The following is a 22,018-nucleotide window of genomic DNA, read 5'->3' as shown; positions in this document are numbered from 1 at the left end:
ACCAGAATCAGGGCACACGGAACGACGACGCCCCCACGCTGGATTGCGCGGGGTGCCGGGACCCGTTCTCTTTCATCCGGACTGTGACCGTCGGCTTCGGAATCGCACCGAATCTGCTGACCCTTCTCTGCGCGACACGTTCCGGAGAACAGAATTCTCCAGACCGTGCCTTGCCGAGAAGGCGCTCGCGGGCTCGCGCTCGACCGAGAACGCTTACCGCCGGTGGGGAATTTCGCCCCGCCCTGAGAACATCGGCCGCCCGGATGGACGGCCTGAATGAACTATGCAGGCGGTCGGCGGCTGCGGCAAGGCCTCACGCCCGCGGTCCGCGACGGGCGGCCATGCAGACGCTCACGGCCGTTCCTGCGGCCAAATCACCTCAGACCGAGCGGCTGCGGCGTGTCCGATTCCGTTTTGTTCTCGTTCGCCGATGATTCCACAGGCCGGACAGGAGTTGTGGACGAAGCGGTGTTTGGCTGTGGACGGACTCGCCCCCCCGTTGCGCAGATTCCGCAAATCACATCAGTTTGTCCTCGCACGCCTCGGGGTACCTCCGGGACTGCAAGCCGGGTCGCGAAGCGCCAAGAGGGCGTGGGCCGGGTCGCCGCGTATGTACCAACGAGATCAAGAAGACGAGGTCGAGACGGCATGTCCCTGCTCGAAAGCACTATCGATTCCGCAGATCATCCGCTGAGCGTGGTCGAGACAATTGCGGCCGACAATAATTGGATGTTCGAGCGCTCCGGCGAGGACGAGATCACGATCGCCTCCAAGGGCCAGTGGACCGACTATCAGCTTTCCTTCACCTGGATGGCGGAGATCGAGGCGCTGCATCTGGCCTGTGCCTTCGACATGAAGATTCCCGAGGCGCGCCGCGCCGAGGTGCAGCGGCTGATCGCCGCGATCAACGAGCAGCTCTGGCTCGGCCATTTCGACATCTGGACCCACACCGGCATGGTGATGCACCGCCAGGCCCTGGTGCTGCCCGGCGGGATCACCGCGTCGGGACTGCAATGCGAGAGCATGCTGGCGGGCGCCATCCACGCCTGCGAGCGCTATTTCCCGGCCTTCCAGTTCGTGGTCTGGGCCGGCAAGTCGACCCAGGAGGCCATGGCGGCGGCGCTGTTCGATACAGAGGGCGAGGCGTAAGCCGCCGCCGCTCCATCACACGCGGTGTCGTCCCTGCGCACGCAGGGACCCATACCGCGTGATGTCCGTGTGGCGCGCGACGCTTGTCGCTCTGCCCCTGCTCCACTAGAACCGCCGGTGGTTATGGGTCCCTGCTTTCGCAGGGACGACAGCGGAGTGCGTCGTGACATCAGCGGACAACAACCTGCTTCATCAGCTCACCGGCACCATCGTGCTGGCCGGCGCCGGCAAGATGGGCGGGGCGATGCTGACCGGGTGGCTGGCCGGCGGCCTTGATCCCGCGCGCGTGGTCGTGATCGAGCCGATGCCGTCGGCCGAGATCACGGCGCTAAAGGCCCGAGGCGTCCGCCTCAATCCGACGGCGACCGCGCCGGCCGAGGTCGTCATCGTTGCCGTCAAGCCGCAGATGTTCCCCGACGCCGGCCCCGCCTTGAAGCCGTGGGTCGGCGACGCGACGCTGGTGCTGTCGATCATGGCGGGGACGACGATCGCCGGCCTGCAGCAAACGATCGGCGGCGCGGTCGTGCGCGCGATGCCGAATACGCCCGCCGCGATCGGCCGGGGCATCACCGTGGCCGTGCCGGCCGGCAACGTCAGCGCCGCGCAGCGGGGGCTGACGGACGCGCTGCTGCGTGCCACCGGCGCAGTGGAATGGGTCGACGACGAGGCGCTGATGGACGCGGTGACTGCCGTGTCCGGCTCGGGGCCCGCCTATGTGTTCCTGCTCGCCGAGGAGCTCGCCCGCGCCGGCGTCGCCGGCGGCCTGCCCGAGTCCCTGGCGACGAAGCTCGCGCGCCACACCGTGTCGGGCGCCGGCGAGCTGCTGCGCCAATCGGACCTGCCGTCCGCCACCCTGCGCCAGAACGTCACCTCGCCGGGCGGCACCACTGCCGCGGCGCTGTCGGTGCTGATGGGAGCCGACGGCTTCCAGCCGCTGCTGACCAAGGCGGTCGCGGCGGCCACGGCGCGTTCGAAAGAGCTCGCGAAGTAGACAACCGCGAGCTGACAGCTCAGCGCGACGGCGTCGGCGGCCCGCCATGCTGCTGGCGCCATTGCAGGAACTGGCGGAACAGCGCGCTGCGCTCAGCCGGATCGTTCGACAGCTGTCCCCCGCTCTGGCGCACGAAGCTCTCGAACTGGGTCTGGCGCACGTCGGCGACCTGCGGTCGCGGCACCATGTTGTGCGCCAGCAGCCACTCTTCCGCGGCCTTGAACCGCTTCCAGTTCGGGATCGCGGCGACGATGCTCGACTCCCGCCATTTCGGATGCCGCGGCGGCTTCATGAACTCGTCGTAGTTGGCGAAGAACGCCTCGACGAAGCGCGCCACCTTTCGGTAGCGCTCGGTATTCTCCGGCCAATTGTAGCTGACGAGCAGCATGCCGATCGCCACCGTCTCGATCGTCTCGCCGGGGTTGAGCAGGTTCGGATATTCCTCGGAGGACAATGTCGTCGGCAGATAGAGGTCCTGCAGCCGGCGGTCGTAGGGGATCGTCACCAGGTGCAGCGCGCGGTTGTCGTTCCTGATGTTGCGGGCGAGCTGGAACACCTTGCCGGTAGAGACGATGTAGGCGTCGGCGTCGCCATCGATCAGCTTCTGGATCGATTTGGCGTCATCGGTCGCGTAGTCGAACGACGCCGTCAGGCCGAGCCGGTTGAAGATCACGCGCGCGGAATAGAAGCCGACATCGGTCGGCGCGATGACGCGCTTGCCGTTGAGATCGAAGATCGAGCGGATCGAGGAGCGCGCGATGACATGGATCTCGTTGTGATAGAGCCGCGCGATGTAGCGGAGCTGCGAGGTGATGTCGGGAATGCCGTATTGCAGGCGGTAGAATTCGGGCACGTCGGCGGCGACCGCGCCCATGTCGATGCTCTTCAGGAACAGAATATCGGAGACGTTGCGCACCGGTCCCTTGCCGAGCACCGGCAGCACGCGGACGTTGGTCTGATCATCGAGCACGCGCGCCATGTCCGAGCCAAACACGGAGGTGGCGCCGCCGGCCGGCGCGGTGATGATGGTGACGGTGCCGTCGTTGACGTCGGTCGGGTTGGGCAGCCGCCACACGTCCGGCCCGCTGCCGGGCGCGGGCGACAGCGACGCCGGCAGGCCGGCGGGACGTGGCGGCGCGGGGATCACGGGCGCGCCGTTCGGCCGGACGGCCGGGGCGACGGGCACGATGATGGAGCGGGTCGCTGCCGGGCGCGGCGGCTGCGGCGGTTGTTGTTGCAGCTGCGGCCAAGCCTGCGCCGATGCCTGGCTCAGCATGAGTCCGGCTGCGAGCGCGGCGAGCGCGACTTGCGAAGCTGCCTTCGTGACGATGGACATAGCGCAACGGCCTCCTGCACCATCGCGATGCCGCCGCAGCGTTCTCGACCAATCCGGAGCATTCACCTCGAGGCCTGCCTGCGTCAGGCATGCGACGGGCGACCGCGGCCTCGGCTGAGACCTCGCGACAACCAACCTCGCGATGCGGAGCGCGCCCGAGGCCAAATGGCCGCGATCGGCTCCGATCGAGTTCCATAGTTGCGTGACGTGATTCGATCGATTTGCGGCGGCCGCCGGGATTTTGTATGACGACGTGCATATAAGCCGGATATTGGACTCCGGCTGTGGCTCTCGTGCAACGCCTCTTGTTTCAGGCTGCCAGCCGGTGTTGCCGTCGTGCCAGGATCAGCAGCGTCACGACGATGGCCAGGTTCAGGCCATTCCACGCGATGCCGTTGGCGAAGGCCGCCGAATAGGACCCCGTGGCGTCGAAGATGACGCCCGAGACCCAGCCGCCGAACGACATGCCGAACACCGAGGCGAAGATGATGATGCCGACCCGGGTGGCGGCCTCGCGCGCCGGCATCGCCTCACGCACGATGATCGCATAGCTCGGTACGATGCCGCCCTGGAACAGGCCGAACATGCCCGAGATCAGATAGAGCGACGTCAGGCCGTCGAAGAACAGATAGAACAGCAGCGCAAAACCCTGCGCCAGCGAGCCGATCAGCAAGGTCCTGACGCCGCCGATGCGATCGGCGAGAAAGCCGGAGCCGATCCGGCTGACGATGCCGAGCGCCATCATCAAGGACAGCATCTGCGCGCCGATGGCGACGCCGTAGCCGAGATCGCCGCAATAGGCGACGATGTGCACCTGCGGCATCGCCATCGCCACGCAGCAGGCGATCGCGGCGACGCTGAGCAGCACCGTCAGCGCATTGGTGGAGATCGGCAGCTCCAGTTGCGGCGGCGCTGCGCCGGCATGATTCTGCGCGCCGGCACCATCCATGCGGGCGCGCAACACCAGGAGCAGCGCGCTCATCGTCACCGCGCAGAACACACCGAGCGCGACATGGCTGGCGCGCCAGCCGATCTGCTGCACGCCCCAATTCACCAGCGGCGGCCATACCGTGCCGGCGACGTAGTTGCCGGAGGCGACGATGGTGACGGCGAGGCCGCGATAGCGCACGAACCAGTGCGACGCCTCCGCCATCAGCGGCGCGAAGGTGACGGACGAGCCGAGCCCGACCAGGAAATACACCGCCTGAAACTGCCACAGCGTCACCGAGGCGCCGGCGAGCAGATAGGCCGCGGCCGTCGTCGCGATGCTGAGCGCCATTGCGGTGACGATGCCGAAGCGGTCGGTGATCCGGCCGACGATGACGCCGCCGAGGCCGAAGCCGAACATCGTCAGCGTGTAGGCCAGCGAGACCGCGCCGCGGCTGGCGGCGAACTCGGCCTGCACGACCGGCAGGACGACGACGACGGTCCACATCCCCGCGCCGCCGATGGAACCGATGACGAGCGCAAGCGCCAGCCGCGCCCAGGCCTGGCGCGAGTCCGGAATGAAATGAGGCGCTTCCTCGAATCTTGTATTGGGTCCGTGCACGATTTCAGCAACTTCGTTGCCGCACCGCATCAGGTCAAGCCACATTGCTGCGGCAATGGGCATGCAGAAGCAGCGCAACAGGAGGGATCTGCACGATCACGGTTCGGCCCTCTTGGCGGCGCAACGCTTTATCATTAGGTTGCGCGCCGGGTTGGAGTGATTGGCCGCGCATGTCGTTGGGACTGACACGAAAGATGCTGATGGTGGCAGGACGGCTGCTCGTCCTCGCTTACCTCGTCTGCGTGGTCAGCCCCGGCGTGGCGCTCGCGCTCGGCGCGGGGGCGGCGCCCTGTCTCGACGAGACCGTCGTTGGCGCCGAGGTCTCGCCTCACGATGCGGCTGACCACGAGATGGTCATGACGGCGATGCCGCTGACAATTGCGGCGCACGCCCATCATCATGATCACCCTGTCGCAGACGCCGGGATGCACGCTCCAGCTCCCGCACCGTCGCACCGCGATCATGGCAAGATGCCGGGCCCGTGCTGCGCCATGATGTGCGCCGTGGGCCTGGCCGCCACGCTGCCGGCAGTCGCCCTCCCCGCCCGCCTCGCTGCCATCGGCGTCGTTGCGCGCGACGAAGGCCTGCCCGGCCGCACGCCGCCGCGCCTGTACCGTCCCCCCATCGTCCTGGCCTGAGCGAACGACCCCGGCTTCGCGCGCAAATGACGCGCGGCCGCTCGCGTTTCATCAGACCAAGGATACCTCATGTTGTCGCAATCCAGGGCGACGCCCGCTGCCGCATGTCCGGCGCGGCGCAGCCTGCCATTCTCCGTCGTCGCCGGCGCATTGACGCTGCTTGCCGCGACGAGCCTCGCCGCCTGCCAGCCGCGCACGGTCGCGTTAGCCGGGGCTGATCCGGCCGATCCGGCGGCGAACGCTGCGCCCGTGCGCATGTCGGGCGTCGTCAGGCCCTACACGCCGCTGCGCCCGGCCGCGCCGGCCGCATGGGGCCAGCGCACCGACCCCGGCGCACCGCGCCCTGAGCCGAGCCGCTAAGGAGCGCCACATGCAGGGGACCATCAGGCTCGCGGCGCTCGCCGCAGCACTTGCGCTCGCAGGCTGCGCCTCGTTCTCGCCGGACGGCGGCATGAGCGCCGTCGCGGACATCGCCGGCCACATCACCGGCAAGGAGGTCGCCTCGGTGAGAGGCGATGACGATGCTGAGCGCGTCCGCGCTGCGACGCGCCGGCTGCTCGCCCGGCCCTTGTCGGCCGATGCCGCCGTGCAGGTCGCGCTGTTCAACAACAAGGGCCTGCAGGCCGCCTACAACGCCCTCGCGCTCAGCGAGGCGGACATGGTGGAGGCCAGCCTGCCGCCCAACCCGACCTTCTCCCTGATGCGCATCAGCGGCGACGGCGCGCTGGAGGCCGAGCGTCAGGTCGCCGGCGACATCCTGGCGCTCGCCACCTTGCCGCTGCGCTCGGAGATCGCGCGCGAGCGGTTTCGCCAGGCACAATTGAAGGCCGCGCTGGCGACACTGCGGCTCGCCGCGGAGGTCCGCCGCGCGCATGTGCGCGCCGTCGCCGCCAACGAGCTGGTGGCCCTGCTCGTCGAGGCGCAATCGGCCGCGGAGGCGACCGCGAAGCTCGCCTCGAAGCTCGGCGAGACCGGCGCGCTCAACCGGCTCGATCAGGCGCGCGAGCAGGTGTTCTATGCCGAGACCACGGCCGAGCTCGCCACCGCCCGCCGTGCCGCAGGAAGCGCCCGCGAGCGGCTGATCCGTCTGATGGGCCTGTGGGGCGACGATCTGAATTTCCGCCTGCCCGATCGGTTGCCGGCGCTGCCGCGCCGCCCGCTGAGCCAGCCCTTCGTCGAGGCCGATGCCGTCGGCCATCGCATCGATCTGCAGGTCGCCCGCCTCGAGCTCACGGCGCTCGCCACCGCGCTGCAGCTCAGCGAGGCCACGCGCTTCGTCACCCTGCTCGATCTCGCCGGCCTCGACCGCAAGACCGTCGAGCCCGACGGCCGCATCATCCGTGAACGCGGCTACGACGTGCAGTTCCAGATCCCGATCTTCGACGGCGGCGAGGTCCGCGTGCGGCAGGCGGCCGAGACCTACAACATCGCCTTCAACCGCCTGACCGAGCGCGCCGTCACCGTCCGCTCCGAGGCGCGCGACGCCTATCGCAGCTACCGCGCGGCCTTCGACATCGCCGGCCATTACGCCCGCGAGGTGCTGCCGCTGCGCCGGATCATCAGCGAGGAGATGCAGCTGCGCTATTCCAGCATGCAGGTCGACATCTTCGCGCTGCTGCTCGAGGCGCGGCAGCGCCTGGCCTCGCGCCGCGCCGCGATCGACGCCGTCAGAGACTTCTTCCTCGCCGAGGCCGAGCTGTCGGCCGCCGTCAACGGCGGAGTCGCGAGCGGCGAAGACAGCGCACAGCAGACCGCGAGCGCGCTCGCGCCAAGCAACGACTGAGAGGAGAGCCAACATGTTGTCCCGCCGAACCCTGCTCGGCTCCGCGGCGCTGGCCGGCGCCTCCGCCGTCTCCGGCCGCGTCCAGGCTGCCTCCATTCCGGAGGCGCCGACCATGGACAAGGCCGTGATGCAGCCGCCGTTGCATCCCAGCGCCGGCCCGGACTATCAGCCCGTGGTCACGCTCAACGGCTGGTCGCTGCCGTTCCGCATGAACGGCGACTGGAAGGAATTCCATCTCGTCGCCGAGCCGGTCACACGCGAGTTCGCGCCCGGCATGACCACGCATCTGTGGGGCTACAACGGCCAATCGCCGGGCCCGACCATCGAGGCGGTCGAGGGCGACAAGCTCCGCATCTTCGTCACCAACAGATTGCCGGAATATACCACCGTACATTGGCATGGCGTGATCCTGCCCTGCGGCATGGACGGCGTCGGCGGCCTGACGCAGCCGCACATCAAGCCCGGCAAGACCTTCGTCTACGAGTTCGAGATGAAGCATGCCGGCACCTTCATGTATCACCCGCACGCCGACGAGATGGTGCAGATGGCGATGGGCATGATGGGCATGATCGTCGTGCATCCGCGCGACAACCTGCCGCCGCCGGTCGACCGCGACTTCGTGTTCGTGATGTCGACCTACCGCATCGAGCCCGGCAGCTATCTGCCGAAGGTCAACGAGATGACCGACTTCAACATGTGGACCTGGAATGCGCGGGTGTTTCCCGGCATCGATTCCTTGCCGGTGCGGCTCGGCGATCGCGTCCGCATCCGCATCGGCAATCTCACCATGACCAACCATCCGATCCACCTCCACGGCCACAAGTTCAAGGTGATCGGCACCGACGGCGGCTGGCTTCCCGAAACGGCGCAATTCCCGGAGACCACGACCGACGTGCCGGTCGGCGCGGTGCGCGTGCTCGACTTCACCGCCGACAACCCCGGCGACTGGGCGTTCCATTGCCACAAGTCGCATCACACGATGAATGCGATGGGCCACGACATGCGCAACCTGATCGGCGTACCGCGCAAGGAGCTGGCCGCCGCCGTCGGCAAGCTCGCGCCCGACGGCATGGTGATGGGCAACACCGGCATGGCGATGGGCAACATGGAGATGCCGGCCCCCGACAACACGCTGCCGATGATGACCGGCAGCGGCCAGTTCGGGCCGATCGAGATGGGCGGCATGTTCACGACCGTGAAGGTGCGCGAGGGCCTCGCCCGCGACGACTACCGCGATCCCGGCCCGTATCAGTTTCCCAAGGGCACTGTGGCCTATGAGGTCGCAAGCGCGCCGGAGCCGGTGCGGCGAAGCGACGGCACACCGACGCAGGTCCGCACCCAGCGCTGAATTCACCAAACACCGCATCAACCGACGACCACCATCAGGAGATATCCATGAAGACTGCATTCGCGATCAGCGCAATGGCGGCGGCCGCTCTGATCGTAGCACCGGCCCGTGGCCATGAGCAGCACGGATCGCGCGGCTATTCCGCCGGTGAGCCGGGTGATCCCAAACAGCCGTCACGCACCATCGAGGTGCTGCTGAGCGAGATGGAGTTCACGCCGGCGCGCATCGAGGTGAAGCGCGGCGAGCAGATCCGCTTCGTGCTGCGCAACACCGGCAAGGAGGATCACGAGTTCCTGCTCGCCACCAAGGCCGAGAACCTGAAGCACGCCGCGGTCATGAAGAAGCACCCGCATATGGAGCACGACGAGCCCAACGGCGCCCGGCTCGCGCCGAACAAGACCGCCGAGCTGCTGTGGCGGTTCACCAAGCCCGGCACGTTCGAATATTCCTGCCTGATCCCGGACCACCGCGAGTACGGCATGACCGGCCACGTCGCCGTGAAGTGACGGATGAAGCCGTCCCGACAACGCGTAGGGCGGATCATCGCCGCGTCATCCGCCCTACGCCTCGCCATGAGTTCACCAGTAGAAGGAAACACATCATGAAGTCGTTCTCTCAGCTCGCGACCGCCGCCGCGTTGGTTCTCGCTCTCGCGACCCCTGCCCTCGCCGCCGAGGCCATCAGCGGCGACGTCAAGAAGGTCGATGAGGCCAACGCCAAGATCACGCTCCACCACGGCCCGGCCAAGAGTCTTGGCATGGACGGGGCCATGACCATGGTCTACCGCGTCAAGGACGCTGCGCTGCTGAGAGGCCTCAAGGCCGGCGACAAGGTGAAGTTCGAGGCGGTCGAGGACGCCTCCGGCTACACGGTGACCAAGATCGAGAAGGGCAAGTAGGCGGCAGCGTTTCGAGCTGTCCCCTTCTCCACCGCCATTCCGGGGCGCGCGCGGCGACGACGTCGCCGGACAGCGCGAGCCCGGAATGACGTGCGGATGGATCAGGCCACGAACCGGTGGCCGGTTTGCTTTCCAAGTTCGGATCGTATGATCGCGGCTCCCTGCGCGGAGCATGCCATGAAAGCCTATCTCGTCCTCGATCTCGCCGTTCACGACTTCGCAGCATTCAAGGTCTACATCGAGGCGATCCCCGCTTTCATCGCCAGGCACGGCGGCCGTTATATCGTGCAAGGTGCGATGCCGACTCCGGTCGAAGGCAACTGGACGCCGGAGCGGATGGTGATCCTCGAATTCCCGTCGCGGCAGAACGCGACCGGCTTTCTCAGCGATCCCGACATCCAGGAGCTGTTCGCGATCCGGCACCGCACCACGACGAGCCGGCTGGTGCTGGTCGACGGCTGCACCGAGTGAGCGTGCGTTGCAATGTTGTGCAGGTGGACAGCGCACAGCTTGGCAAGACCCCTATAGCCCGGCGCGACATCCGCAAGCGGCGGATCACGCTGCGCTGATCCGCCGTACGCGAGCTGCCCCTGTCATTCGGGCGCAAAGACCGTTCGCCATCGTGCCGTTAACCATTTGCTAACCATGGCGCGGGCAAGCTTCGCCGCGTCGCGCTGCGCGTGGCCGGCGACCGGACGACCACAGGACATCCTGGGCTTTGCTGCCGCCGGGCATGGCGGCGGGCCGGTTGCCGGCCGCAGCGCGCCGCTGCGGCGTCCGACGCCATGCCGTCCTGTCTGTCCGGAGACCCAAGTCCTTGAGCACCGTCGGTTCGCGCGCCTTCCAGAAGGCGCGGCAGGAAAAGAAGCAGAAGAAGCTCGTCGAGACGCAGCTGACGACGGCGTACAAGGCCTTCCAGGCCGGACGCCAGGCGGAGGCGCAGGCGCTGTGCGCGAAGCTGCTGCAGGAGGTCCCCGGCTGCTTCGATGCCATGCATCTGCTCGGCGTGTCGCTGGTGTCATCGGCGCGCTTCGCCGAGGCCACCGCCTTCCTGACGCAGGCCGTCGCGATGGAGCCGAATTCCGCCGACGCGCAGTCCAATCTCGGCTGGGCGCTGATCAATTGCGAGCGCTACGAGGAGGCGCGCGCCGCGCTGGAGCGATCGCTGGCGCTGCGCCCGAATGCGCCGATCACCTTGCGCAACCTCGCAATCGCGCTGCTGCGGCTCGGACAGGGCGAGGCCTCGCTCGCGGCCGCGACCCGCGCCCTCGAGCTCAAGCCGGACGACGTCGATGCCTGGTGCAATCGCAGCGTCGCCGAGCTGATGCTGCGGCGGTGGGACGCCGCTGCCGCCAGCGCCGAGCGCGCGCTGGCCTTCAACCCGAACCATTTCGAGGCCACGGTCAACAAGGGCCTCGCCCATCTCGAGCTGCACCATTTCGAGCTGGCGGAAGCGACCTTCAATGCGGCGCTGGCGGCACGCCCGGCCCACGCCGAGCTGCGGGCGCATCGCGGCCGGCTCTACATGATCTCCGGACGCACGGCGGAAGCCGAAGCCGATTTCGACGCCGCCGTGACGCTCGATCCCAATCTGCAACTGGGATGGCAGGGCAAGGCGCAGATCTGCATCCTCAACGGCAACGTCGCGCAGGCGATGGCCGCCTGCAAGCGCGTGCTCGACACCAATCCGAAGGCGCAGGTCGCGCTCACTTTGCTCGGCGCCTGTCGCGGCCGGCTCGGCGACGTCGCAGGCGCCATCGCCCAGTTCGACCAGGCGCTCGCGGTGCAGCCGGACTATGACGAGGCGATCACCAAGAAGATCTTCTATCTCGACTTCCTGCCCGGCGCCGACTTCGCGGTCCAGCAGGCGGCGCGGCAATATTGGTGGATGGCGGTCGGCTCCAAATTCCCGCGCCGCAAACTTGCGCCGCGTTCGCTCGATCCCGACCGGCGCATCGTCGTCGGCTACGTCTCGGCCGACTTCCGCATGCATTCGGCGGCCTTCGCCTTCCTGCCCGTGCTGCGCGGCCACGACAAGACGCAGGTCCAGGTCAACTGCTACTCGACCTCGCCGCGGCACGATTCCTACACCGCGACGTTCCAGTCGATCGCCGACGTCTGGGTCGAGGCCTCGAGCCTGTCCGACGACGAGCTCGCCGACCGCATCCAGGCCGACGGCGTCGACATCCTGGTCGATCTCTCCGGCTACACCACGGGCACGCGCATGCCGGTGTTCGCGCGCAAGCCGGCGCCGATCCAGGTCACGGCCTGGGGCAGCGGCACCGGCACGGGCCTTGCCACCATGGACTACTTCTTCGCCGATCCGGTCACGGTGCCCGAGAGCGTCCGGCCGCTGTTCGCCGAGCACGTCCACGACCTGCCCTCGGTGATCACGATCGATCCGGTGCTCGACGTTCCGCCGTCGCCGCTGCCGATGCTGACGAACGGCCACGTCACCTTCGGCGTCTACAACCGCATCGACAAGATCTCCGACGCGGCGATCGCGCTGTGGGCGCGGCTGCTCGCCGAGATCCCTGACGCGAAGCTCGTCGTCAAGCATCTCGCGCTGAACGATCCCGCGGTGCGCGACGGGCTGCTCGCCCGCTTCGTCGCACACGGCGTGCCCGAGGCGCGCATCCTCTGCCTCGGCGCCAGCGAGCGCGTCGAGCATCTCAAGTCCTACGAGCGCATCGACATCTCGCTCGACCCGTTCCCGCAGAACGGCGGCATCTCGACGTTCGAATCGCTCTACATGGGCGTGCCGGTCGTCGCCAAGCTCGGCGCCGGCGCGGCCTCGCGCGCCGCCGGCGGCATCCTGACCGCGGCCGGCCTCGCCGACTGGGTCGCCGGCGATGATGACGGCTACATCCGGATCGCCAAGAGCTTTGCCGCGCAGCCCGAGCTGCTGGTGAAGCTGCGGCCCGAACTACCCGGCCTGGTCGCGCGCTCGGCGGCTGGCGACGTCGCCAACTACACGCGCTGCGTCGAAGCCGGCTATCGGCAGTTCTGGCGGGACTATTGCGCCAAGGGAAGCAAGGCCGGCGCCTGATCGCGCCGTGCCAAGGCCTCGATCTCGCAGCAGCCCTCGACGACCGATCGCACGAACGTCCGGCTTCGACCGCCCCCTGCAACCGCAAGCTGCATCGATTTCCGCTGTGCCATTTTGGCCGCGTGCGATGAGGCGACGACTCTCGGACTGATACCACGGCGTTTCTCCGTCCAGACCAAGGCGCAATCAAGCCCATGGCTTTTTGGTGGCGAGGATGCGCCTCGCAGCAGCTCCGGTTGCGCCCAACCGGCGAGTAGTAGACCTCATTCCTCAACCAAGGAGATAATGCGCGAAAATCGGCCGCGCCTCGCGATCGCCGTGTGGCCGGCAACGGAGGAATTTGGGGCATGCGGGTCGCGTTGTTGAGTTGCGTCGTTGCGGCGGGATTGAGTCTGGCGGCACCGTTGCTGCCGGCCATGGCACAGACGGCGCGGACCGGAAGGCCGGCGGCGGCAACGGCCGCTGCGGCCGGCGAAGGCGGCAAGCTGCAGGAGTCCAACGAATGGACGGTCGGCGTCGCCGGCGGCCTGCTCGAAGGCACCAACATCCGTTTTGCCGCCGAGATGGCCAAGGTGCTCGACGACCGCCCGAACCTGCGCGTGCTGCCGATGGTGACCTACGGCGCGCTCGGCAACATCGAGGACCTGCTGTATCTGCGCGGCGTCGACGTCACCATCACCTCGGCCGACGTGCTCGACGAGTTCGTCCGCAACGGCACGCTCGCCAACATCAAGAACCGGATCCGCTACATCTGCTCGTTCTACATCAACGAGATGCATGTCTACGTCCGCCCGGAGATCAGGACGCTGGAGGATCTCGCCGGCAAGAAGGTCTCCTTCAACACCGTGGGCAGCGCCGCCAACCTCACCGGCGGCATCGTGTTCGACCGGCTCAAGATCGGCGCGGAAAAGGTGTTCATCAACAATTCGGTGGCGCTGGAGAAGATGCGCAGTGGCGAGATCGCCGGCGTCGTCCACGTCACGGGCAAGCCGACCGACCTGTTCGCCAAGTTCAAGCCCGAGCCGGGCTTCCACTTCCTTCCGATTCCGTTTGCGCGCAGCCTGCAGGACTACTACGTGCCGACCAAGCTGACCTCGCAGGACTATCCCAATCTGCTCAAGCCCGGCGAGAGCGTCGAGACGATCGGCGTGCCGCAGGTGCTGGCGGTCTACAACTGGCCGCCGGAGACCGAGCGCTACCGCCGCGTCGCGCGCTTCGTCGACTATCTGTTCAAGCGGTTCGACCAGTTCAAGCAGCCGCCGTTCCATCCGAAATGGAACGAGATCAACCTCGCCTCCTCGCTGCCCGGCTGGACCCGCTTCCGCGCCGCGGAGGAGCTTTTGGCCAGCACGCGCCCGCCGCAGGCCGACGGCGCCGCCATCAAGCAGCAGTTCGACGAGTGGATGAGCACGCGGGCGCCGACCGGCGGCCGGCGGATGAGCGAGGACGAGACCAGGGTCCTGTTCGAGCAGTTCCGCGACTGGATGAAGCGGGACGGCGGCCAGCCGGCGCGATAGCGCCGATGGTCGTGGCGTCGACTACGACACCGCCGGCTTGCGGCGCAGCGCCGCCGGCGTGTCGGGTTGCGCCAGCGGATGGGCGGACGCGAACGCCGGCAGCGCCATCGCGGCCTCGACGACGCGCTGCACCGTCGGCGTCGCGGCGAGGTCGAGGCCTTTATTGCGCGCGAAGACGGCGTGGCCGGCGAGGCAGATGTCGGCCATCGTCGGCGCATCGCCATGGCAGAACCGGCCGGTCGCGACATGGCCTGCAAGCTGGGCCTCGATCGCGACCAGCATCTCCGACGCCCAGTGCCTGAGCCAGGCCGCGCGCGCCGCGTCGTCCACGTGCAGCACCTCGGTGAGATAGCGCTGCACCCGCGGCGTCGTCAGCGGATGCGCATCGCAGGCGATCATCGCCGCCAGCGCCCTCACCCGCGCGCGCCCCTTGGCATCGGCAGGCAGCAGCGCAGCGCCCGGACAGGCTTCGTCGAGATATTCGAGGATCGCCAGCGACTGCGTCAGCACGGTGCCGTCGTCGAGCACCAGCGCCGGCAGCGCCATCTGCGGGTTGAGCGCGGCATAGGCCTCGTCGCGATGCTGCTGCCGGTCGACATCGACCGCGACCTGCTGATAGGCGATGCCCTTGAGGTTGAGCGCGATGCGCACGCGAAAGCTCGCCAGCGACTGCCAGAACGAATAGAGCTTCATGCGGGTCCCCCTGGGCGGGCGAGTGAATGTCGACGTCTTCGATCGATCCGTCGCCCACGGTCGACATTCGATATCCGGCGATCAGTTCACGCTCGAGATGAAGCCTGCGAGAATCGTCCGGCTCTGGCTGAGTGCCTCGATGCGTTGATCGATGATGCCGACCTGCTGCGCCAGTATTCTTCGCAAATTGTCGCAAGGCCTGAAATCTGGACGGTTGTTGCGCACGCAGGGGAGCAACTGCTTGATCGTCTCGAGCGTCATGCCGGCGGAGCCGAGCAGTTTGATCCGGCGCACGGCTTCCTCGTCCGCCGGCCCGTAGTCGCGGTAACCGGACGAGGTTCGGTGCGGCGCAAGCAAGCCTTCGTCCTCGTAGTAACGCAGCATCCGGATGCTGACTCCCGTCCTCCGGGAAAGTTCGCCGATCTTCACCTGAAAACCTCTTGACCCTGACAGCGCTGTCAGACCTTACAGATCGTGCTCATCCAAGTGGAGTCCCCTTGTGACGGGAGCAACGATGAAAGCCTATCATTTGAATGGCCATGCGGGCGCGGGTCGCCTGGTGCGCACCGACGTCATCAAACCTGAACCCGCCCCTGGCGAGGTCCGCATTCGGGTCGAGGCGGCAAGTCTCAACTACCGCGACCTCCTGATCCTCGACCGAGCGGGTGAAGGCGGTTTCGACCGCCGCGTCCCGCTCTCCGACGGCGCAGGCATCGTTGATGCCGTAGGCTCCGATGTCGTTCAATGGCGCCCGGGCGACCGTGTGGCCGCATCGTTCTTTCGCGATTGGATTTCCGGGCCGTTCAAGGCGAGCTATGTTCCGTCAGCCCTCGGCGGCAGCACGATGGATGGCATGCTGGCGGAGTACGTGGTGCTGCCGGCGACGGCGCTGGTCCCCGTGCCGGCGCACCTCACGTCGATCGAAGCCGCGACCTTGCCCTGTGCCGGCGTGACGGCCTGGCACGGCCTCATCACCCGTGGCGGAATGGGCAAGGCCGACACGCTGCTGGTCCAGGGAACCGGCGGCGTCGCGCTGTTCGGCCTTCAGTTCGCGGCCGCGCTGGGCGCGCGCGCGATCGTCATCTCGTCCTCGGATGAGAAGCTCGCCCGCGCCCAGGCGCTCGGCGCCTCGATCCTGATCAACTACCGCGACACGCCCGATTGGGATGTGGCCGTGATGAAAGCGACGGACGGCGAAGGCGCCACGCATGTCCTCGAGCTCGGCGGCCCCGGCACCTACGACCGATCGCTGCGGTCGGTCGCGTCGGTTGGCAAGATCGTCCAGATCGGTGTCTTGACGGGGTTCGGCCCCAAGCCCGACCTCGCCCGCCTGCAGTGGGAGAATGCCGACATCATCGGCGTCACCGTGGGTTCGGTCGAACATTTCACGGCCATGAATCGATTCCTGGCCGAACACGCGATCCACCCGATCGTCGATCGGGTCTACGACTTTGACGACGCTCCCGAAGCGTTCGCCCGTCTCCGGTCCGGCTCGCACTTCGGCAAGATCGTTGTGAAGCTATAGGCGAGAGGATGTGAGCACTTCGCCGATCTGCGACGCCGGAAAGCGCATCCCCCCCGGAGTTGGCACAATCTCTCCGGGTTGGAATCAACCCACGCAACAAACCGAGGGGTCGATCACGCCTCGCTGATCCGCACGCGTGGCCCCGGCCGGCAGCAGCGCCGGACGGCGCGTGACCGATCGTGCCTCACCGTCCCCCTGCTGTCACTCCGCACCGGCCGTGAAGTCCTGGTCGGCAACGCTGGCGGTCTGCGGCACCTTGATGACCACGGCGGCGCGATTGAGCGCCTGGTGGCAGGAATTGCAGGCGGCGGTGAGGTCGGCATAGGAGCGCTCGAAGCGGCCGATGTCCTTCTGCTTGATGGCCTGCGCCAGTTCGTCGAACGGCTGCTGCGTCACGGCCGTCGTCATGTCGGCAAACGAATTGCCCTCGACCAGTGGCTGCGCCCGGCTGACGCGGTTGAACGCGCCCTTGAGATTGCCGAGCTCATAGGCGCTGAACGCCCAGTTGCCGCTATGGCCGGCGATCCAGAGCCTGAGATGGCGCGGCTGGATGGTCGCGATCATCAGGTCGCTGACGGTCGGCAGGTAGGCTGGCGCCGGGGTCGGTGTCGGCGTCTCCGCCCTGGGCGCGGCGACCGCGATGAGCGATGCAAGCCCGGCCAGGCCAGCGGCCGTCGCTGTCAGCCGCAGACCATGGGGGAGCTTCTGTCGACGCATTTTCGGTTCTCCTGAATTCAATTTAGAAGCCTTCTAAAGAGCAGCATCCCCCGCCGCCAATCGCAAACGCTGATCGCAGCGATCAGAAAAACTTGATGCCGCGCGCCGCGCGACACGCACGATATCGACACATTGCTCGGCGCCACGCGCGCAACCGGACGACGCGCAAGAGCCGAGACCCGGGTCAGCAGAAAACCTGAATTTTGATTTGGCGAAATATTCTTGTTTCATTTTTTCCGAAATCGTGTATATGATCTCCCATCCTGCTTCCGCCGGAGGGGCGTGTCGCGACCGTCACGAGACGTGGGAGGTGGGATGCGATGGGCGCAGGGAATCGCAGCGTGGCCTATGGCCGCGCGGACGAACGGTTCGTTGCGCACGGCGAAGTCGTGCGGTCCTGATACCCCGACGCTGGTATCAAGCGGGTGGCGGTGCTCACGCATTGCGCCTGTGATGGTGGCCAACAAGCCCGGCGCACCAGGGAGACCACGTATAAGCCGTTCCAACCGTCGCGCAGGGAAGGCCGGGTGTTTCGGCCAGACCTGTGGTGACTGCCGCCTGCTTTTTTTGCTGCAGGCGGGCCACGGGCGCGGCCAGCGCCCGGCCTTCCCTGCGCCCTCCATCCGATCGAGGGCGGACCTGACGCACAACTCGGGCGCGCGGCGCCGCGAGACCGTGGGCGCACGCCAACCAAGCCGATGCAGGAGACCGACCGATGCAGACCAGCGCCTGGCTCGCCAAGTGCGCCCGCTCTCCTGCCCCCGCAACCCTTTGTTAACCGCCATTAACCGAACGCTAACCAACCACCGGGCAAAAATTGCCGGGTGGAATGTGCGTGTCGTGGTTGGGTGCAGTTGACGGAGGAGACCTTCCGTGGACGCCGGCGCGGTACCTCAGTTTCGGAACGGCGGCCCTGCGGCCGTCGCGCAGTCGTTTGGGGCCGGCACACGCGGCCCGCGGGAAGGGGCGAAAGCCATGGTCGACGTCACGGCGGGTCAGGGGGTCGGATCTCCGGCCGGCGGGTTCTCATTCGCTGACCTCAAGACAGCAGTCCTGCGCGGCGACATCGCGCTGGCGCTCGGCATCCTCACCATCCTGGTGGTGCTGATCCTGCCGCTGCCCTCGCTGGTGCTCGATCTGTTCCTGGCGATCTCGATCACCCTGTCGATCCTGATCCTGATGACCGCCTTGTTCATCCAGGCGCCGCTGGAATTCTCCTCCTTTCCGACCATCCTGCTGATCTCGACGATGCTCCGGCTGTCGCTGAACCTGGCCTCGACCCGGCTGATCCTGTCGCGTGGCCACGAGGGCACCGATGCCGCCGGCCACGTCATCGAGGCGTTCGGCAACTTCGTGATGAGCGGCAATTTCGTCATCGGCATCATCGTGTTCGCGATCCTGGTGACGGTGAACTTCGTCGTCATCACCAAGGGTTCGGGCCGCATCGCCGAGGTCGCGGCGCGCTTCCATCTGGACTCCATGCCCGGCAAGCAGATGGCGATCGACGCCGACCTCTCCGCCGGCCTGATCGACGAGAAGGTCGCCAAGATCAGGCGCAAGGAGCTGGAGGACGAAAGCGGCTTCTTCGGCGCCATGGACGGTGCCTCCAAATTCGTCCGCGGCGACGCGGTCGCCGGCCTGCTCGTCGTCTTCATCAACATCATCGGCGGCATCATCATCGGCGTCGCCCAGCAGGGTCTCGGCTTTGCCGAGGCCGCCCGCACCTACACCACGCTGACCGTCGGCGACGGCCTCGTCACCCAGGTGCCGGCGCTGATCGTCTCGACCGCCGCGGGCCTCCTGGTCTCCAAGGCCGGCGTCAGCGGTGCCGCCGACAAGGCGCTGATCAAGCAGTTCTCGGGCTATCCGCAGGCGCTCGGCATGTCGGCCGCCGTGATGCTGGTGCTGGCGCTGCTGCCGGGCATCCCGACCCTTCCGTTCCTGGCGCTCGGCGGCGGCGCCGCCGCGCTCGCCCTCAAGGCGCGCAAGCAGAAGGAGGTCGCGAAGGCCGAGGAGGTCGCCGCGGCTGCAGCGCCGGCGGCGGCTGCCACCGCCGCGGCCGCCGAGGAGCCGATCTCGGCCGCGCTCAAGATCGACGACCTCAAGATCGAGCTCGGCTATGCGCTGCTGCCGCTCGTGAACGCACCCGACGGCACCGACCGCCTGACCGACCAGATCAAGGCGCTGCGCCGGTCGCTGGCGATCGAGATGGGTTTCGTGATGCCGTCGGTGCGCATCCTCGACAACGTGCAGCTCGAGGCCAACACCTACATCATCAAGATCAAGGAGGTCGACGCCGGCTCCGGCAAGATCTGGCCGAGCCAGTTCATGGTCATGGACCCCGGCGGCAACCAGGTCGCGGTGCCCGGCATCCACACGACGGAGCCGACCTTCGGCCTGCCCGCCACCTGGGTCGACGCCGGCCTGAAGGAAGAGGCGACGCTCAAGGGCTACACGGTCGTCGACGCGGCGACCGTGCTGTCGACGCACCTGACCGAGCTGCTCAAGGCCAATATGAGCGACCTGCTGTCCTACGGCGAGGTGCAGAAGCTCCTGAAGGAGCTGCCGAAGGAGCAGAGCGAGCTGGTCAAGGACATCGTGCCGACGCAGATCACGATTTCCGGCATCCAGCGCGTGCTGCAACTGCTGTTATCGGAGCGCATCTCGATCCGCGACCTCTCGACCATCCTCGAAGGCATCGCCGACGCGCTCGCGTTCTCGCGCAACCCGGCAACGATCGTCGAGCACGTGCGCGCCCGCCTCGCCCGCCAGATCTGCGCCCAGAACACCTCGCCGATGGGCTACCTGCCGCTGATCGCGCTGTCGGCCAGGTGGGAGCAGGCGTTTGCGGAATCGCTGATCGGCCAAGGCGAGGAGCGCAGCCTCGCGATGCAGCCGTCGAAGCTGTCGGAGTTCATGACCGCGACGCGCGATGCGTTCGAGCGCGCCGCGCGCGAGGGCGAATCGCCGGTGCTGGTGACGTCGGCGGCGATCCGGCCGTTCGTCCGCTCGCTGGTCGAGCGCTTCCGCGCCCAGACCACGGTGCTGTCGCAGGCCGAGATCCATCCGCGCGCGCGGCTGAAGACGGTGGGGAGCGTGTGACGGCTGGCGTTGCGGAACCGCAGAATTCCGGGCGCGTTTGATCGGCGGGGCCGGCGCGAGGCGTCGGCTTTTGCCGTTTTTACCGGCGGACCACCCCTTGCTTTGCCGCCACAGGCAAACGAATTCTTAATTTTGCGTTAGGTGGCTGAAATTTCATCCGCATACCGAACAACTAATCAAACTATTGATATATCTGCATTAATTTGAATTTCATCGACTTTCGATCGCGAGACATCACGCCTTATCACACACTTGTGATGTGGCCTACGAAACAGAATTGAGGTTTCCTACGTTAGTTCACGCGAGACGATGAACCGGAAAGCCCCCGGCTCACACGAATCAGCGAAGGACGGAAGACGGCAGGAGGCTTCCATGAACCACTCGATTTACAGCGCGGATCGTACGACCCACCTCAAGATCGTGGTGGTTGCGCTCGTGGCTGGCATCGCAGTGGCCGGCCTCGGCATCTCCGCCCGACTGAATGCGGAGCCGAACTACGCGCAGACGGCAAAGGTCCTCAAGGCCGGCAAGCCGGTCGTGGTGACGAGCTCGGAGATGTCGGTGGTTCGCTGACAGGAATTCCCGGAATTCACGCGGTTCTCACAGCCCCCCAACTGGCCGCGTGGATATGTAGTAGACCCAACCCCAAGTCGACTACTGAAAACGCCCGCTCCCCACGGGCGTTTTCTCTTTTGGGCCTTAAATCACCGCGCCGACGGCACCGTCTCGATCAGCTTGCCGGTGAAAACGATCGGCCCGGTCGCCTGCCCGGTCGGCGACCCGCCCTCCGGCTCGACCGTGACCGCGTAGGTTGCGCGGTTGACGGTGTCGGCGTCGTAGGACGAGAGAACGGGACGGCTGGTGAAGTCGCTGCCGCCGATCACGCCGAGCGAGCGCGGCTTCTGCAGCTTGTCGGAGACGAGCCACAACTCGAAGCTCTTGCCCGGCTCCGGCGCGGCGCCGACCCGGCGCACGGTGTAGCTCTTGCTGGCGGCATCGACGGTCAGGATGAAGGCCGGCGACGCCGCGTCCTTCTGCAGGAGGGCAACGAACTGGGCGGAGGGTTGCGCGACCGGCACCTTGACCTCGACAGTCTGGATCCGCGGCTTCGGCTGCAATGGCCGCGGCAGGAGGTCGGGGCGGTAAACCTGGACACCGACCAGCGCGAGCAGCACGGCCGCGAGCGCGGTCATGATGTTGGCAACCGCGCGCAATTGCCGGACCTTGGACGAGAGCTGAACGACATTGGTGTCGTCGTTCGCGATCTCGCGAGCCGCGAAAGTGCTGCGTGTCGGCGTGATGACCGGCGCCGCGACCTCAGGCTCTGGTTCGCTGACGGGAGACGCATGGATCGGCGCAGCTTCCGCTTCGACAGGCGGGACCTCGGGAGGCGCGGGCTCGGGCTGAGCGGCAACGACCGGAGCCTCGACGATCGTCACCTGTGCAGCCGGCGCGCTCTCCGCGTTCGCGCGCAACCGCGCAATCTCGGCCTTGATGCGCTCCCACAGTTCGGGACGCGGCTCGACCAGCCCGACCATCTGATTGAGCGGACCGAGGCGAAATTCCCACGCCTGGACCAGTGCGACGAAATCCTTGTCGACCGCCATCATGGTCTCGACCTGCGCCCGTTCGGCGGCGTCGAGCGTCCCGAGCGCGTATTCCGCCGCCAGCGCGATATGGTCTTCGCTATACGCCATCACAGGTCCAGGTCACGTCCTACAAG

20 protein-coding genes and 1 riboswitch are annotated in these 22,018 nt (G+C 67.1%); of the genes, 14 read left to right on the top strand and 6 right to left on the bottom strand.

What is annotated here, in order from left to right:
• Positions 1–60: 60 nt before the first annotated feature.
• Positions 61–254: riboswitch (FMN riboswitch) on the bottom strand.
• 394 nt (positions 255–648) lie between these two features.
• Together QX073_RS13535 and proC are read left to right on the top strand one after the other, a co-directional pair.
• Entirely contained in the window at positions 649–1,149 is a 501-nt protein-coding gene (locus QX073_RS13535) for a YbjN domain-containing protein (protein WP_315714059.1), read from the top strand.
• A gap of 163 nt (positions 1,150–1,312) precedes the next feature.
• Positions 1,313–2,140: a pyrroline-5-carboxylate reductase gene (gene proC, locus QX073_RS13530; RefSeq protein ID WP_316225870.1), complete on the top strand. Its 828-nt coding sequence runs from the start codon at positions 1,313–1,315 to the stop codon at positions 2,138–2,140.
• A 19-nt stretch (positions 2,141–2,159) separates the two neighbouring features.
• Here the strand turns inward: proC and QX073_RS13525 are convergent, their stop codons facing one another.
• On the bottom strand, positions 2,160–3,476 hold the full coding sequence (locus tag QX073_RS13525; RefSeq protein ID WP_316166492.1) for a TAXI family TRAP transporter solute-binding subunit: 1,317 nt from the start codon (positions 3,474–3,476) through the stop codon (positions 2,160–2,162).
• 310 nt (positions 3,477–3,786) lie between these two features.
• Positions 3,787–5,025 carry an MFS transporter gene (locus QX073_RS13520; RefSeq protein ID WP_316225869.1) on the bottom strand — a complete coding sequence of 413 codons (1,239 nt, stop codon included), beginning with the start codon at positions 5,023–5,025 and terminating at the stop codon, positions 3,787–3,789.
• A 170-nt stretch (positions 5,026–5,195) separates the two neighbouring features.
• Between QX073_RS13520 and QX073_RS13515 the strand changes: the two genes are divergently transcribed.
• The 9 genes from QX073_RS13515 (at position 5,196) to QX073_RS13475 (ending at position 14,258) form a co-directional block, all read left to right on the top strand.
• Complete coding sequence (locus QX073_RS13515; protein ID WP_316225868.1) at positions 5,196–5,663, top strand: hypothetical protein; 468 nt, start codon at positions 5,196–5,198, stop codon at positions 5,661–5,663.
• A gap of 69 nt (positions 5,664–5,732) precedes the next feature.
• Entirely contained in the window at positions 5,733–6,023 is a 291-nt protein-coding gene (locus tag QX073_RS13510; protein ID WP_316193557.1) for a hypothetical protein, read from the top strand.
• Positions 6,024–6,033: 10 nt separating this feature from the next.
• Positions 6,034–7,446 carry a TolC family protein gene (locus tag QX073_RS13505; protein WP_315752702.1) on the top strand — a complete coding sequence of 471 codons (1,413 nt, stop codon included), beginning with the start codon at positions 6,034–6,036 and terminating at the stop codon, positions 7,444–7,446.
• 13 nt (positions 7,447–7,459) lie between these two features.
• Complete coding sequence (locus tag QX073_RS13500) at positions 7,460–8,794, top strand: copper oxidase (RefSeq protein ID WP_316193556.1); 1,335 nt, start codon at positions 7,460–7,462, stop codon at positions 8,792–8,794.
• Between the two features lie 47 nt (positions 8,795–8,841).
• Positions 8,842–9,300, top strand: a complete 459-nt coding sequence (locus tag QX073_RS13495; RefSeq protein ID WP_316193555.1) for a cupredoxin family protein — start codon at positions 8,842–8,844, stop codon at positions 9,298–9,300.
• A 95-nt stretch (positions 9,301–9,395) separates the two neighbouring features.
• Positions 9,396–9,692 (top strand): copper-binding protein, encoded by a 297-nt coding sequence (locus QX073_RS13490; protein ID WP_316169351.1) that lies wholly within the window; start codon positions 9,396–9,398, stop codon positions 9,690–9,692.
• A gap of 177 nt (positions 9,693–9,869) precedes the next feature.
• On the top strand, positions 9,870–10,163 hold the full coding sequence (locus QX073_RS13485) for a DUF1330 domain-containing protein (protein ID WP_316169352.1): 294 nt from the start codon (positions 9,870–9,872) through the stop codon (positions 10,161–10,163).
• A 346-nt stretch (positions 10,164–10,509) separates the two neighbouring features.
• Positions 10,510–12,741, top strand: coding sequence for a tetratricopeptide repeat protein (locus QX073_RS13480; protein WP_316193554.1), 2,232 nt, complete (start codon positions 10,510–10,512; stop codon positions 12,739–12,741).
• A 347-nt stretch (positions 12,742–13,088) separates the two neighbouring features.
• A complete protein-coding gene (locus QX073_RS13475; protein ID WP_316186709.1) occupies positions 13,089–14,258 on the top strand; it encodes a TAXI family TRAP transporter solute-binding subunit in 1,170 nt (389 codons plus the stop codon).
• A gap of 21 nt (positions 14,259–14,279) precedes the next feature.
• Here the strand turns inward: QX073_RS13475 and maiA are convergent, their stop codons facing one another.
• Together maiA and QX073_RS13465 are read right to left on the bottom strand one after the other, a co-directional pair.
• Positions 14,280–14,951 (bottom strand): maleylacetoacetate isomerase, encoded by a 672-nt coding sequence (maiA, locus tag QX073_RS13470; protein ID WP_315752695.1) that lies wholly within the window; start codon positions 14,949–14,951, stop codon positions 14,280–14,282.
• An 81-nt stretch (positions 14,952–15,032) separates the two neighbouring features.
• A complete protein-coding gene (locus QX073_RS13465) occupies positions 15,033–15,380 on the bottom strand; it encodes a MerR family transcriptional regulator (protein ID WP_315752694.1) in 348 nt (115 codons plus the stop codon).
• Between the two features lie 85 nt (positions 15,381–15,465).
• Here QX073_RS13465 and QX073_RS13460 point away from each other — a divergent pair, with 85 nt between their 5' ends.
• On the top strand, positions 15,466–16,476 hold the full coding sequence (locus tag QX073_RS13460; RefSeq protein ID WP_316225867.1) for an NAD(P)-dependent alcohol dehydrogenase: 1,011 nt from the start codon (positions 15,466–15,468) through the stop codon (positions 16,474–16,476).
• A 201-nt stretch (positions 16,477–16,677) separates the two neighbouring features.
• On the opposite strand, the gene QX073_RS13455 is transcribed toward QX073_RS13460, so the two are convergent.
• The gene (locus QX073_RS13455; RefSeq protein ID WP_315752692.1) at positions 16,678–17,193 is read right to left on the bottom strand and encodes a cytochrome family protein; all 516 of its coding nucleotides are present in this window, start codon (positions 17,191–17,193) and stop codon (positions 16,678–16,680) included.
• 975 nt (positions 17,194–18,168) lie between these two features.
• On the opposite strand from QX073_RS13455, the gene flhA reads away from it, so the two are divergent.
• Positions 18,169–20,295 carry a flagellar biosynthesis protein FlhA gene (flhA, locus tag QX073_RS13450; RefSeq protein ID WP_315714040.1) on the top strand — a complete coding sequence of 709 codons (2,127 nt, stop codon included), beginning with the start codon at positions 18,169–18,171 and terminating at the stop codon, positions 20,293–20,295.
• A gap of 372 nt (positions 20,296–20,667) precedes the next feature.
• Positions 20,668–20,868 (top strand): hypothetical protein, encoded by a 201-nt coding sequence (locus tag QX073_RS13445; protein ID WP_315714039.1) that lies wholly within the window; start codon positions 20,668–20,670, stop codon positions 20,866–20,868.
• Positions 20,869–20,999: 131 nt separating this feature from the next.
• On the opposite strand, the gene QX073_RS13440 is transcribed toward QX073_RS13445, so the two are convergent.
• Positions 21,000–21,992: an anti-sigma factor domain-containing protein gene (locus tag QX073_RS13440; protein ID WP_316225866.1), complete on the bottom strand. Its 993-nt coding sequence runs from the start codon at positions 21,990–21,992 to the stop codon at positions 21,000–21,002.
• Positions 21,993–22,018: the final 26 nt, after the last annotated feature.

The sequence above is a fragment of the Bradyrhizobium sp. SZCCHNS3052 genome, assembly GCF_032484495.1.
Taxonomy (GTDB): domain Bacteria; phylum Pseudomonadota; class Alphaproteobacteria; order Rhizobiales; family Xanthobacteraceae; genus Bradyrhizobium.
Note: the sequence above shows the minus strand (reverse complement) of the source record. Positions and strands in the feature narration are given on the sequence as shown.